General features: G+C 61.3%; 13 protein-coding genes. 6 read left to right on the top strand and 7 right to left on the bottom strand.

Annotation, left to right across the window (positions count from 1 at the left end; translation table 11 throughout):
• Positions 1–37: 37 nt before the first annotated feature.
• The 4 genes from QQJ86_RS05765 to wrbA all read right to left on the bottom strand — a co-directional run bounded on the left by QQJ86_RS05765 (position 38) and on the right by wrbA (position 3,400).
• Complete coding sequence (locus QQJ86_RS05765; RefSeq protein WP_284320458.1) at positions 38–529, bottom strand: asparaginase domain-containing protein; 492 nt, start codon at positions 527–529, stop codon at positions 38–40.
• Between the two features lie 130 nt (positions 530–659).
• A complete protein-coding gene (locus QQJ86_RS05760; RefSeq protein WP_284319961.1) occupies positions 660–2,300 on the bottom strand; it encodes an acyl-CoA dehydrogenase family protein in 1,641 nt (546 codons plus the stop codon).
• A 144-nt stretch (positions 2,301–2,444) separates the two neighbouring features.
• Entirely contained in the window at positions 2,445–2,771 is a 327-nt protein-coding gene (locus QQJ86_RS05755) for a DUF2069 domain-containing protein (RefSeq protein ID WP_284319960.1), read from the bottom strand.
• A gap of 17 nt (positions 2,772–2,788) precedes the next feature.
• Positions 2,789–3,400: an NAD(P)H:quinone oxidoreductase gene (gene wrbA, locus QQJ86_RS05750; protein ID WP_423372900.1), complete on the bottom strand. Its 612-nt coding sequence runs from the start codon at positions 3,398–3,400 to the stop codon at positions 2,789–2,791.
• A gap of 56 nt (positions 3,401–3,456) precedes the next feature.
• Here wrbA and QQJ86_RS05745 point away from each other — a divergent pair, with 56 nt between their 5' ends.
• From QQJ86_RS05745 to QQJ86_RS05735, 3 genes are read left to right on the top strand one after another with little or no spacing between them, the layout of a single operon-like run.
• Positions 3,457–4,746 (top strand): YihY family inner membrane protein, encoded by a 1,290-nt coding sequence (locus tag QQJ86_RS05745; protein WP_284319958.1) that lies wholly within the window; start codon positions 3,457–3,459, stop codon positions 4,744–4,746.
• Entirely contained in the window at positions 4,743–5,210 is a 468-nt protein-coding gene (locus QQJ86_RS05740) for a TlpA family protein disulfide reductase (RefSeq protein ID WP_284319957.1), read from the top strand. Before QQJ86_RS05745 ends, QQJ86_RS05740 begins: the two co-directional genes overlap by 4 nt.
• A 4-nt stretch (positions 5,211–5,214) precedes the next feature.
• A complete protein-coding gene (locus tag QQJ86_RS05735; protein WP_284319956.1) occupies positions 5,215–5,481 on the top strand; it encodes an acylphosphatase in 267 nt (88 codons plus the stop codon).
• 1 nt (position 5,482) lies between these two features.
• Here the strand turns inward: QQJ86_RS05735 and QQJ86_RS05730 are convergent, their stop codons facing one another.
• The 3 genes from QQJ86_RS05730 to hemA form a co-directional block, all read right to left on the bottom strand.
• Complete coding sequence (locus tag QQJ86_RS05730; protein ID WP_284319955.1) at positions 5,483–7,585, bottom strand: O-linked N-acetylglucosamine transferase, SPINDLY family protein; 2,103 nt, start codon at positions 7,583–7,585, stop codon at positions 5,483–5,485.
• Between the two features lie 176 nt (positions 7,586–7,761).
• Positions 7,762–8,841 carry a peptide chain release factor 1 gene (prfA, locus tag QQJ86_RS05725; RefSeq protein WP_284319954.1) on the bottom strand — a complete coding sequence of 360 codons (1,080 nt, stop codon included), beginning with the start codon at positions 8,839–8,841 and terminating at the stop codon, positions 7,762–7,764.
• A 74-nt stretch (positions 8,842–8,915) separates the two neighbouring features.
• Entirely contained in the window at positions 8,916–10,199 is a 1,284-nt protein-coding gene (hemA, locus tag QQJ86_RS05720; RefSeq protein WP_284319953.1) for a glutamyl-tRNA reductase, read from the bottom strand.
• A 270-nt stretch (positions 10,200–10,469) separates the two neighbouring features.
• Between hemA and QQJ86_RS05715 the strand changes: the two genes are divergently transcribed.
• From QQJ86_RS05715 to QQJ86_RS05705, 3 genes are read left to right on the top strand one after another with little or no spacing between them, the layout of a single operon-like run.
• Positions 10,470–12,032: a tetratricopeptide repeat protein gene (locus tag QQJ86_RS05715; RefSeq protein ID WP_284319952.1), complete on the top strand. Its 1,563-nt coding sequence runs from the start codon at positions 10,470–10,472 to the stop codon at positions 12,030–12,032.
• Positions 12,029–12,637, top strand: coding sequence for a lipoprotein insertase outer membrane protein LolB (gene lolB / locus QQJ86_RS05710; RefSeq protein ID WP_284319951.1), 609 nt, complete (start codon positions 12,029–12,031; stop codon positions 12,635–12,637). The genes QQJ86_RS05715 and lolB overlap by 4 nt, the downstream gene beginning before the upstream one ends.
• Entirely contained in the window at positions 12,634–13,173 is a 540-nt protein-coding gene (locus QQJ86_RS05705) for a GNAT family N-acetyltransferase (protein ID WP_284319950.1), read from the top strand. Before lolB ends, QQJ86_RS05705 begins: the two co-directional genes overlap by 4 nt.
• Positions 13,174–13,275 lie beyond the last annotated feature (102 nt).

Below are 13,275 nucleotides of genomic sequence, written 5' to 3'. Positions count from 1 at the left end.
GGATCGCGATGCTGGGGTTTGCACCCCAACCTACGCATCAGTTGCGCACTTCCTCGAAGCGATTCGCATCGCGATTCTTGCGCACCTTGGCTGGATCCCACACGCGACCGTTCATCGCGATATAAACGCCATCCGGTAGCGTCTGCACGGCGGCCACCGCGCAGCCAATGTTGAACACTGCATCCGAACCTTGGAAGCGTGCAGGATTCAGTGCGCCGGTGAGAACGATCACCTTACCTTTGAGTGAAGCGAGCTCTTGCGCGGTTTCCACCATGGTGTCGGTGCCGTGTGTCACCAGCACGTGGCGGCTCGGCTGGGCTTCGATGGTGGAGCGGATCAGTGCGCGATCTTCCTGGGTGATATGCAGGCTGTCCTTGCGCAGGATCGGAATCACATCAAACTGGAACGCCACGCCGAGCTGGCTGAGGATTTCGCCGATCTGCGGTGCGCCGATCTTGTAGTCCGACTTGTCGTCGAAGTAGATCTTGTCGATGGTGCCGCCGGTGGTGACGATAGTCAGATGCTGCATGATCGGATAGGCGCGAAGGGGGAGGCTGGGCATTCTAGCTGGTCTGACTGAGCGTCTGTTTGATACCCCCCCGCGGCCCACCCAGGGGCCATGCGAACCACGCTGAGCTATCAAACAGGCTCTTAGGCGATCATTCCATCAGCAGTCGGCTATCTTCCTCGTTGAGATCGGAAAGACGGAGCAGGCCATGGCCCAGGAAGCGGCGTAGTGCCGCTGCCGGGCGCTGATCGCGCTGGGTTGACCATGCTGCCTGACGGGCAAGCAGCGCTGCCGCCGCGCAGCGCGCCAGGGTCAGGGCAATGCCGCGGGCACCGGCTTCGAGTTCGGAACGCTCGACCTTCTTCGCGTCCAGATGCATGGCCGTGGCATCCAATGCCGCCTGTACGGTGAACGAAGCTTGCGTGTTGTGCGCCTTGCCCAGCCATTCGCCGATGAGTTTGCGCAGCGAGGCGAAACTGTTGTGTCCGGCCAGTGCACGCAGGCTGTCCAGCGACAGCACGTTGGTGGTGCCCTCCCAGATCGCATACACCTGGGCGTCGCGCAGCAACTGGGGTAAGCCGGTGTCTTCGATGTAGCCGGCGCCGCCGAAACATTCCAGCGCTTCCGAGCATAGATTCACCGCCATCTTGCCCGTCCAGAGCTTCACCAGCGGGGTAAGCAAGCGCAATGCGACAGTTTCATGCGGCGTGGCCATACCTTGTTCCACTCGCCCGAGCAGGTGCGCTACTTCGAAGGTAAGCGCAAACGCGCCTTCGAACTCGGCTTGCATGTCCGCGATTGTCTGTACGTGCAAGGGCTGTTCGCGCAATGGACGTCCAAATGCATGGCGTCGCGTTGCGTAGTCACGCGCAAGGCTGATCCCGCGCGCCATGCTGGCAATGGCACCAATCGCATTCCACGTGCGCGTGATGTTGAGCATCGGCGCAACCTGGCGTACACCGTGCGCAAGTTCGCCTACCGGCCAGGCGGGCAGACCATCGAGGTGGATCTCTGCGGTGGGGAGTTCGTGCGTGCCGAGCTTGTCCTTCAAACGATCGATGATCAGTTCTGGTTTGCGCGCCTGACCATCCATGGTTTCCACATAGAACAAGGCAAGCGATGAGGCGCCTTCGCCTGCACTTTCCGGGCGCGCCAAGGCCAGCGCAGCTTCGCCCACCACCGCGGAACTGAACCACTTGCGCCCGTACAAACGCCATTGGCCTTGCGCATCCTGCCTGGCTACGGTTTCAGTGTTGCCGACATCAGAGCCGCCGGTGTTTTCCGTCATCCATTGCCCGGATAGCCAGAATCCGCCGGCCTCGCGGCTGAGGAAGTGCGGCAGCGCGCGATCGATCAGCGACGGGTTGCCGGAGGCTTTGAGCGCGGTGGCAGCGCCATCGGTCATCGCCAGTGGGCAGGTGTAGAACTCGCTGGCCACGTGATAGAGATAGGCACGGGCGAATTCTTCCAGTCGCGCGTATTCGTGTGCTTCATGTCCGGACGCGAGAATCGCGTGGCGCGTCGTAAGCGCCGGCCCTTCGAGCCACGCCGGGGTCAATTCGATCCGATCGACGCGACAGCCCCAGGCGTCCCATTGCGTCAAGACAGGTTTGCGGCGCGTGCTGCGGCTGCTGCGCTCGAAGGCCATCAGCGCGTAGTCGCCCAGTGCGTCGAGATCGGCGTCCAGCGCTGCGCGCCGCTCGGGTGGAAGCACACGGTTGAGCAGGGCGGTCAGCAGGCGATCGCCGCGATATGGATGCGCGAGTTGTGGGGCGTCTTGCAAGAATCCCATAGCGGTCACCTCGGCAAGTCTGCTTGTAACCTACCAAACTGCTCTGTGGCTTGCCTGTAAAAAGGATGCGCTCGGTAGATGGGGGTGCAAACCCCAACATCACGATCCTGAGAGACATGGCGATGCTGGGATTTGCACTCCAGCCTACGTTCTTTGGCGGCGCTTCACGCCCGCGCCAAGCGCGCCGATCAATGCCAAGGCGAATAAAATCTCCAGCATCGCGGGTACACGTTCTTGCGTTGAACTCCAGCTCTCAGCTACGCCGTGGCAAAAGTAAAACAGGCTGAGCATGCCGACCCACAGCAAAGCTCTACGCACGTTGCCGATCGCCAGCAGCGGCAGCAACAGCGGAATCACTGCCACGCCCAGCGCCAGCCACATCGGCACACGTTGCGGCGGAAACAGCCACGCATACCACGCGCACTGCAGCAGGATCTGCGCGATCCATGCCGCTACGCCGATGCGATTCATCACTCCCAGCCGCGCCATCACACGCTAACGGCGAGCTTGCGAGCGGTATCCGCCAGTCGCCGACCGAGCGCACGCGCCAGTTCGCGTTCGTGTTCGCTGATGGCGTTCTCGCCCTTGCTACCGCTCACGTGACTGGCGCCGTACGGTGTGCCGCCGCTCTGTGTATGGCTGAGTGCTGGCTCGGTGTAAGGAATCCCCAGCAAGAGCATGCCATGGTGAAGCAGGGGCAGCGCCATGCTCAGCAGGGTAGATTCCTGCCCGCCATGCATGGTGCTGGTGGCGGTGAACACCGCGGCTGGCTTGCCCACCAGCGTCCCGCTCGCCCATTCGGCGCCGGTCGTGTCTAAGAAATGCTTCAGCGGTGCGGCCATGTTGCCGAAGCGTGTAGGGCTGCCCAGCGCCAGCCCCACGCATTCATGCAGATCCTGCTTGGTGACATAGGGCGCGCCTTCCTCGGGTTCTGGCGGCTGAGCCACTTCAGTCACGGGGGCCACTGGTGGAACTTGCCGCAGGCGTGAACGCATGCCGGGGACTTCTTCCACGCCCCTAGCGATCAGGCGGGCCAGTTGGGCGGTGTGGCCGGTGCGGCTGTAGTACAGGATCAGAATGTCGCTCATCGTTTGGGGCATTCATTGAGGATGGGGTAGTGTACGGGCGAGATCAGGGATGTTGAGCACGTAGACGCATGAACTTGCCTTTTGACCGCGATCGGACGATGAGCCTGGGCCGCTTCCTGTGGCGGCGCTTTCTCGACGACAAGTGTTTCGAGACGGCGGGTGCGCTTTCATACACCACGCTCGTTTCGCTGGTGCCGCTCACGGTGGCGGTGCTGGCTATGTTCGCGGCATTTCCCATGTTCGAGGAAGCGCGCGACACGCTGATCAATTTCGTCTTCAGCAATTTCGTGCCGGCGGCGGGGGAGACGGTGCAGAAAGCGCTGCTCGACTTCGCATCCAACGCGCGCAAGCTGACCGGCATCAGCATCCTGGTGATGCTGTTCAGTGCGGTGTCGATGATGATCAGCATCGAGGATCGTCTCAACCGCATCTGGAAAGTGCGCCAGCATCGTCCATGGGGGCCACGCCTGTTGTTGTATTGGGCGGCGCTGACGCTGGGTCCGATCCTGGTGGTCGGCGGCATCGCCGTCACCTCTTACGTGGCTGCCGTACCGATGCTGCGCAACGCCGGTGAGCAGTTCGGCGTTGGGCAAGAGCTGCTGAAAGCGTTGCCGTTCGTGGTGACGTTTCTCACGCTGTGGCTGATGTACACCACCGTGCCCAATCGGCGCGTCAATAAGAGGCATACAGCGATCGGTGCCGCGCTGGGTGCGGTCCTGTTCGAATTTGCGCGGTGGGGTTTTACGCACTACGTACAGAGCGCGCACAACTATCAGCAAATCTACGGTGCATTGGCGATCATTCCGTTGCTGCTGTTATGGATCTACCTGTCATGGGTGATCGTGATCCTGTGTGCGTCGCTGGCCGCATCCATTTCTGCGTTCGAATACCAGAAACCGTGCGATGAATTGCCGGAAGGTTCGGAGTTCCTTGGGTTATTGGTAGTGCTGCGCCATTTCGTAGATGCGCAGCGCGCCGGACGTTGTGTGGATCCGCGTTCCATTCGTGAGGCGGAGCCTTATATGCGCAGCGAAGCGATCGCTATCTATTTCGATGATCTGGCGCGCAGTGGGCTCATCCATCGCAGCGAGACCGGTGGCTGGTCGTTAGTGCGCAGTCTGGATAGCACCGATCTGCTGCAGGTCTACCGCCACAGCGGCTACCGGCTGCCGTTGAATCCAGCGGAGCAGATCGCTGCCTCCGGCATCGAGTTGCCGCCGGAGTTGTTGTCCGTGCTCACCCGCCTGGCGCATTCGCTCGATGCTACGCTGAGTACCCGTCTGGACAAGATTTATCCTGTCCGCACTTCGCCTGCGCCTTCGCGCCAGGTTTCACACACGCAGGAATCGGAAACATGAAGTTGTTCGCATCGTCCTTGCTGCTGGCTGCATGCTTGCTGGCTGCGCCTGTCTACGCCGCCATGCCTACGCAACCCTCACTCAAAGTGACGACACTGGATGGCAAGCCGTACGATCTGGCTGCGCAACGAGGGCATTGGGTGATCGTGAATTTCTGGGCAACATGGTGCGTGCCATGTATCAAGGAACTGCCGGGAATCTCTCAGTTCGTGAAGGCGCATCCCAATGTGAGTGCGATCGGCGTTGCGTATGAGGACACTGACCCTTCCGACATTCGCGCGTTCCTGGACAAGCATCCCGTGAGTTTCCCCGTAGCGCAGGTGACCATGGACAAGCCGCTTACGGATTTCGACGAGCCGCGCGGCCTGCCGACTACTTATCTGATCGGACCGGATGGTAAGGTGGCCAAGCACTTCATGGGGCCGATCACGCCAGCAGTGCTGGACGCGGCTATCGGCAAGTGATCGTATGAGTGGTGTCCGTTTCCTCGTCAGCGGCAAAGTGCAAGGCGTGTTTTTCCGCGCCAGTGCGCGCAATGAGGCTATGCGGCTTGGCTTGCATGGCCATGCGCGCAATCTGTCTGACGGGCGGGTGGAGGTGATTGCCAGCGGCAGCGCCGAGGCACTGCATCAGCTTGAGCAATGGTTATGGCAGGGGCCGCCTGCCGCACGCGTGGATGAAGTGATTCGCAACCCGCACGAAGGTGAAGTGCAGGGTGGCTTTTTTGTTTTCTAGGCTATAAATCCACGTCGCTCGGCGGCCGCCCGATGCGATACCGCGCACTGATCGTGCGCACGGCGCGACGGAAGTCCGCCGCGAAGCCCTTTATGTCGAACAGAGGGCTCACATTGCGCTGCTGCTGCAGATGCTTTCGCAAAGTGGCCAGCGCTTCCGGATGGTTTCCCAGTTCGACGGCCATGCCGATGAACGACGTGTTGTCGCCCATGATCAGTTCGGGCAAGCCAAGGTGGTGCAGCAAACTGGTGACCGTGCGCGACCCGACGGTTTCGCCGGTGCGGGTGAGCACGGGACAGCCTGCCCATAATGCATCGGACGCAGTGGCGCGCGAGTTGATCGGCAAAGTGTCGAGATAAAGATCGATGTGCGCGTAGCGCGCCGCATACTCCGCATACGGCAGGCGTGGCATGAAGACGAGACGTTCTGGCGCGACGTCGAGCGCGCGTGCTGCCTGCCTCAGACGTTCATCTGTATTGGCCGGTCCGGTAAGTAGCCACAGCACACTGTCGGGCACTTGCTGCAGGATCAGCATGCAGCGCGCAAACATGGCGGGATTGATGGCCTGCATTTCCTGCAAGCAGGCGAATACGACGCCTTTCTCCGGCAATCCGCACTCGCTGCGTGATGGTGGCTTTGCCTGAACTCGGTTCGGATCGTTCGGCTGCTGGCAGCGCGAGAGACGGATCACTTTCTCGCTGACATGCTCGCGCAATTCATGCGGAAGCACGATCTTGTCGGTAAGCAGGTAATCCATCCACGGCGCGCCGGAACTGCCGGTGTAGCCGAGCCAGCCGACCTGGATGGGTGCGGGGCACAGGGACATCAGTTCTGCATTGCCACGACTGCGATAACCGTTGAGATCGAACAGCACTTCGATGCCTGCGCCATGGATCAACGTGGCAACCTGTGTGCGATTCAAGGTGGAAACGTCATGCATGGTTGCCGCGGCGGAAAAGCGTCGCCGTATTGCGCTACCGTCATCGGGCGTAGTGGCGAACAGGTGTACGTCCAGATCGCTATCGGCAAGCGCCTCGATCAAAGCCACAAGATGGTGGCTGACGGCCGTTTCGTGAAATCCCTCGGCCAGCATGCCGACACGGATGGGCGTATCCGGCATGGGCATCGTGTGGCGCAAGTTGAGTTGCTGGCGGAAGCTGCTTGCCTGGTTTTCGATCAGCGAGGCATATGTTTTCGCGCATTGCAGTTGCAGCGCGGCGTCGGTGTCTTCGAACAGAAAAGCGAACGGATGAATCCCGGCTTCGCCTTGCGATACGGCTCGGATCACGTGCTCGGTGAGCACATCGAGGTTCTTCCAGCGGCACAGCCGGCGGCGGGCGAATAGAAGTTGCCCCATCACCGGTACTGAATCGGGGGCGCGCGTCAATGCGTCGGCGAAGGCATCGTGCGCGCCGGCAAGATCGCCGGCTTCGTCCAGCATCAGCGCGGCCTGGAACAGGTGCTGCACATTGGTTGGCGCCAATTTGCCGGCTTGGAGCAGCGAAGCGGCAGCTTCCCGCGGACGATGTTGCATATGCAGCAGGTGGCCGAGCATCGCATGCGCGACGTCGGCATTCGGCGCTTGCTGCAGTACCTGGCGTACCAGTGTTTCGGCTTCCGATAGATGACCCAGTTCCATTTCCGCCGCCGCGAGATTGAGGCGAATGGCCGGATGCTGGGGCAGGCCTTTCAGTGCCTGTGCAAATGCGTCACGTCCTTGCACGTGCTGGCCAGCGGCCATGTACGCCGTGCCCAAGGCTTGCAACAGGGCTGGATGTCCAGGCGTTCTTGCCAGTGCCTTTTGTAGACGCTCGATGGCGGCGCCGGTTCGACCTTCGTCCATGGCCAGGCTGGCCAAATTGCATTGCAGCTCGATGTTGTCGGGTGCAAGTTCCGCGGCGCGGTTCAACGCTGTGTGTGCATCGCGGCGTCGCCCGAGGCGCAGCAGCGCTACTCCGTGCAGGCGAATCAAATCGGCCGAAACCGGGAATTGCCGCCGTGCCGTCGTCGCGAATTGAACGGCTTCTTCATTGGCATCGCGCTGCAGTAGCTCGCTGAGCTTTTGCAGAGTGGAAGCGATGTCGGTGGCTGGAACGTCGGTCATCGTAAAGCGAGCCTGGTAAGCAACAACGAACGCGCTGCAACGCTGCCATGCCGGCATCAGCCGGAATGACAAACTGGGTAGCGCGAAATCCCCCTGAACTGGACTTCGGGATGCTCCGATGCATTCCGCACAGAATGCATCGGAGCACCGCTAGATTACCGCGCCGCGGGCGCTACTCAATGCCCCGCCAGCGACTTCAGCTCGTCCGCCTGATGCTCCCGCGTCAGCGCGCCGAACAGCTCCTCAAGATGACCTTGCATGACATCCGGCAGGTTGTGCAAATCCAGGCCGATGCGATGGTCAGTGATCAGGTTGTCTTTGTAGCGATAGGTACGAATGCGCTGGCTGCGGTCACCTGTGCCGACTTGCAGGCGCCGGGACTGTGCCTGTTCGGCGGTCTGCTTGGACTGCGCTTCATCCAGCAGACGTGCCTTGAGCAAGCTCATTGCGCGTGCGCGGTTCTTGTGCTGGCTGCGTTCGTCCTGGCATTCCACCACGATGCCGCTGGGTAAATGCGTGATGCGAATCGCCGAATCGGTCTTGTTTACGTGCTGGCCACCGGCGCCAGAGGCGCGGAACGTGTCGACTTTCAGGTCGGCGGGAGAGATCTCGATCTCGTCGATTTCATCCAGTTCCGGCAAGACGGCCACAGTGGCGGTGGAGGTGTGCACGCGGCCCTGCGATTCGGTTGCCGGCACGCGCTTGACGCAGTGCACGCCCGATTCGAATTTCAGCTTCGAGTACGCACCTTTGCCTTCGATGCGCGCGATGATTTCCTTGTAGCCGCCGTGCTCGCCTGGGTTTTCGCTGAGCACTTCCACCTGCCAGCGCTGGCGCTCTGCGTAGCGTGTGTACATGCGGAACAGGTCGCCGGCAAAGATGGCGGCTTCGTCCCCCCCCGAGCCGGCGCGCACTTCGAGGAACAGGTTGGCTTCGTCGCGCGGATCCTTGGGGATCAGCAGCAGTTGCAAATCGTTGTCGAGTTCGGCCGTGCGCGTTTCCAGGCGGGCGATGTCTTCAGCTGCCATGTCGCGCAGTTCGGGGTCGTCCAACATGACGCGCGCATCGGCGAGTTCGCGCTCGGCACTCGACAATTCGCGCATGGCGTCGGCCACGGGTTGCAATTGCGCGTATTCGCGCGACAGTTCGCGAAAACGCGTGTTGTCGGCTAGCACGTCGGCTTGGCCCAGTAGCAGGGCAACTTCTTCGTGGCGTTCGACGGTGGCTTCGAGCTTGCGGCGGATGGATGGAGTCATGAAGAGGATGAGCGATTGAAAAAGGAGGAGTGAAACGGCGGAAACCTGCGTAACGCGGCAGCCAGCCGCCCTCGCTATTCGTCGTCGCTCGTGCCTACTTTTTCATCCTCATCCAGGCCGTATAGACGGCCGGCCGCGTGCAGCAAATCGTGGTCGCCGCTGAGTGTGGCTTCGCGTAGCCGCGCACTTGGGTTATGCAGCAGTTTGTTGGTCAGCGTGTTGGCCAGAAATGCCAAGGCTTCGTCGGGTGACTTGCCGCGGGCAAGCATGGCGCGCGCCTTTTCCAACACCTGGTCGCGATAGGTTTCGGCGTGCAAGCGCAGGTCCAACGCGGGGTTGCGGATCGTCAGCGCACGGCGCCAGGCCATGTAGCGTTCGACTTGCAGATCGATGATCGCATCGGCTTCACGCGCGGCGGTCTCGCGCGAGCGGCGGTTGTCGTCAATGACCTGACGTAGATCGTCGATACCGTAAAGGTAGACGTCTTGCAGTTCGCTGACCGCCGGATCGATATCGCGCGGCACGGCGATGTCGACCATGAATATGGGTTTGCGACGGCGCGCAGCGATGGCTCTTTCCACCACTGGGCGTGTCAGTACCGGCTCGCGTGCAGCGGTGGAGGCGATGACGATGTCAGCTTCGGCCAGGTGCTGCGGCAGATCATGCAGTGAAATGGCATAGCCGCCATAGCGGCCGGCCAGTTCCTGTGCGTTTTCCAGCGTGCGGTTGGCCACGATCAACCGGCGCACCTGCTTTTCGGCCAGATGGCGCACGGCCAACTCGATGGTGTCACCTGCGCCGATCAGCAGCACGCAAGCCTGGCGCAGGTCGGTAAAGACGCGTTCGGCCAGTCGTACGGCAGTGAATGCCACCGACACGGTGTGCGCGCCGATGCGCGTATCGGTGCGCACGCGCTTGGCAACCGAGAAGGTGTGTTGCAGCAAGCGATCCATGGGGGTCTTCAGCGCGTTGGCATCGCGCGCCTGTTGGTACGCGTCTTTCACCTGGCCAAGAATTTGCGGCTCGCCCAGCACCATCGAATCGAGACCGGTGGCGACGCGAAACATATGCCTCACGGCCGCTTCGTCATCATGGCGATACAGGAACTCATCAAGCTTGCCGGGAGTCAGATGGTGATGCCGACGGAGCCATTCTTGCGGAACGTTTTCCGCGCCGGCCGTTACGCTGACGTAAAGTTCGGTACGGTTGCAGGTGGAAAGGATCAGCGCCTCGTCAACGCCGGGTTCGTGCGCAAGTTCACGCAGTGCGGCGCCGGCCGCATCTTCGTCGAACGCTACCTGTTCGCGCAGGCTGACCGGCGCGGTGAGGTGGTTGAGCCCGAGGGCGATCAGCTTCATGACGTGATGCGAGTGAGGGCGGCGAGCGTTGGCCGGCGTAGACTAGACATGTCCGGTTCCGGTTGGAGCCGAAGGATTCGTTGGAGGAATAGTGTGCTGAGCGGGACGGTCGAGTTCAAGCAAGTGCGGCGATGGGTAGCTGGTGGATGGGTCGTGCTTGTCCTGACCGGATGTGCGGCGGTATCTCATCGGACAAGCACGCCATCATCCGCATCGAAGCAGCCGTTGGCACAGGTTGTTGTGCCAACGCCAGACCTGGACCATGACTTGATGGCCCAGTTGCTGGCAGGTGAATTGGCGTTGTCCAGCGCTGATCTCAAGGCCGCGTCGCAGTCTTATGACAAGGCGATGATGATCTCCAACGATCCGGAAGTGGCAGGCAAAGCCACGGCGTTGGCGGTCGCCATTCACGACCAGGACGCCGCACGGCGCGCCATCGACCGCTGGCAGGCGCTCGGTGCAACTCCGGCACAGCTGGCCCAGGCGCGCGCCCAGTTGGCGGTGGAGCAAGGGCAGACGGACGAAGCCCGTCGCCAGCTGTCGATCTTGATCGGCAGTGGTGATAAGGATGCCTGGCGCATGTTCGGCCGTGTGCTGATAGGCAGCCGCGACCCGGCACTTGCGGGCAATCTGCTCGAGTCCCTGGCCACACCCGATCACTTGCCGCCTGATCCCAAGGCTTGGTTGGCGATGAGCGAACTCGGTGAGCAGTTGAACCGTCATGGGTATGCCCAGCAGACCGCCGACGGCGCCATGAAGCGCTTTGGCACCGCCGAAACCTACGCCTGGGCCGCACAGTTGAAGCTCAACAATGGCGATCGTTCCGGCGGCCTCAATCTGCTGCGCGAGGCACAAGGGAAGGATCCGAACAACATTGGTCTCCGGCTGACTTATGCGTCTTTGCTGGGACAAAGCGGTCAGTACGCGCAAGCGGCGCATCTGCTGGAAAAGGGCCCCCAGAACGCGCAAACCTATGCATTGCGCGCCGCACTGGCCGCCAATGCCAAGGACAACAAGACGCTGGAGCAGGTCTACCGGCAGCTTTCGCAGGCGTCCGACGACGTACGCAGTTCCAGTGCTTATCTGCTCGGCCAGTTGGCCGAGGTGCTGGGCCGCAAGGACGATGCGCTGAAGTGGTACGACCAGGTGCCGGACGAGGACGACCATGCTTTCGATGCTGATCTGCGCAGCGCGATCCTGCTGCAGGATCTGGGGCGGAGCGCGGAAGCGCACCAGCAATTGGCCGAAATGCAGACCGATTATCTCGATCAGCCGGCGCAGTTGCGCCGTGCCTATGAAGTAGACGCTGATCTGTACCTGCGCGAGAAGCGTTATCCCGACGCAATCGACTCTTTCAGTCACGCATTGCAGGTCGCGCCGGACGATCCGGATCTCTTGTACGGGCGTGGACTGGCCTATGCGGAAATCGGGAAAATCGACCCGGCCGTGGCTGATTTTCGTCGCCTGCTGCAGGTCAAGCCGGGTGATGTCGATGCCAGCAATGCGTTGGGTTTCACGCTGGCCGATTCCGGGCGCGATCTGTCGGAAGCCGAGCAGTTGATTGCGGCGGCGCGCGCTGCAAAACCGAATGATCCTTCGATTGCCGATTCCTGGGGCTGGCTGCAATACCGGCTCGGTCACCTGGATCAGGCCGCCGAGGTGCTGCGCAACGCGTGGCAGACCGGCAAGGATGCCGACGTTGGTGTCCATCTTGGCGAAGTGCTGTGGAAGCAAGGGCATCGTGAACAGGCGCAGCAAGTGTTCGACGAAGTGCGCCGTGTGGATCCGCGTAACGCCACCTTGCAACAAACCTTGAAGCGTCTGCAGCCATGAAAAAAAATCTTCGCGTTTTCGCAGCGCTCGCACCGCTGCTGCTGGCCGCGTGTGCGCCAACGCAACTGGTGCGTAACAAAGGCGATGCCGCCGCGTTGGCACAGCAGGAAGCACGCGAGCAGCAACTGGCGCATGCCGATCACTGGATCTTGCAAGGGAAGTTGGGTGTCTCCAATGGCAAGGATGCCGGTAGCGGCGGATTCACCTGGACTCAGGATGGCGATCGCTACGAATTCATTTTTCGTACGCCCATTTCCGGCAAAAGTTATCGCCTGACGGGTGGTCCGGATGGTGCTGAACTTGACGGCATCGACAACGGTCCGCAGCGCGGGCCGGATGCCGAAGCATTGATGCGCCGCGCGCTGAATTGGGAGGTCCCGCTCGATGAACTGCGTGCATGGGTGCTCGGTTTGCGAGCGCGGGGTGCGCAGGCTGATCTCAGTTTTGGTGATGATCGTCTGCCCACGGTGCTGCAGCAGGATGGATGGACGGTGACTTATCCGCTTTGGGACACCACGCACCAACCGCCTTTGCCGACAAAAGTATTCGCCGAGAAGCCGCCCTACAAAGTACGGCTGGCAATCGAATCATGGAGCATGCAGTGAGCATCACCCAGCACACGCCATTTCACATCCAGCGTGCTAACGCTGCGCATATCGACGCAATCTGTACGATTGAGCGCACGGCAGTGCAGATGTTCTACGGTCATCCCGCATGGCGGTTCTATTCACGGCTCTCAATTCCCAAGGATTTGCTGGAGGAGGAAATCCGGCGAGGGTTCGTTTGGGTGGCCGTGGACGATGAGAGCGGCGAAATTGTCGGTTTCATATGGCTCGACGTGGAGTTGCACGGCAATGTCGTGGGCATTGCCGAGATAGACGTGCTGCCGGCGTTCCATCGGCGGGGCATCGGTTCGGCGCTGCTTGAGCACGCCTGCAACTGGGCGAGCGAGAAAGGCTATCGCCGCATCGATCTGGGGACGTTGCCGGATGTGCCTTGGAATGCGCCGTTCTATGCCCGGCACGGTTTCGTGGTAGTCGACAAGAACGATCCTGCCTTTGCCTACGCACGCGATCGCGATCGCGAAAACGGGTTCCCTGAGGAGTTGCGGGTGTTCATGTCGCGCACGCTTTCGTCGTAAGCGCCGCTCACCGTACGGACGCGGTCAGCAATTTGAATTGACACGAATGGCGCTCCCCGCCACAATTTTCCTTCTTTGTTTCCCGGCGGCCACTGCTTGCCA

It is taken from the genome of Dyella acidisoli (genome assembly GCF_030160295.1).
GTDB lineage: Bacteria > Pseudomonadota > Gammaproteobacteria > Xanthomonadales > Rhodanobacteraceae > Dyella_B > Dyella_B acidisoli.
This window is presented reverse-complemented; position numbering and strand designations above follow the sequence as displayed.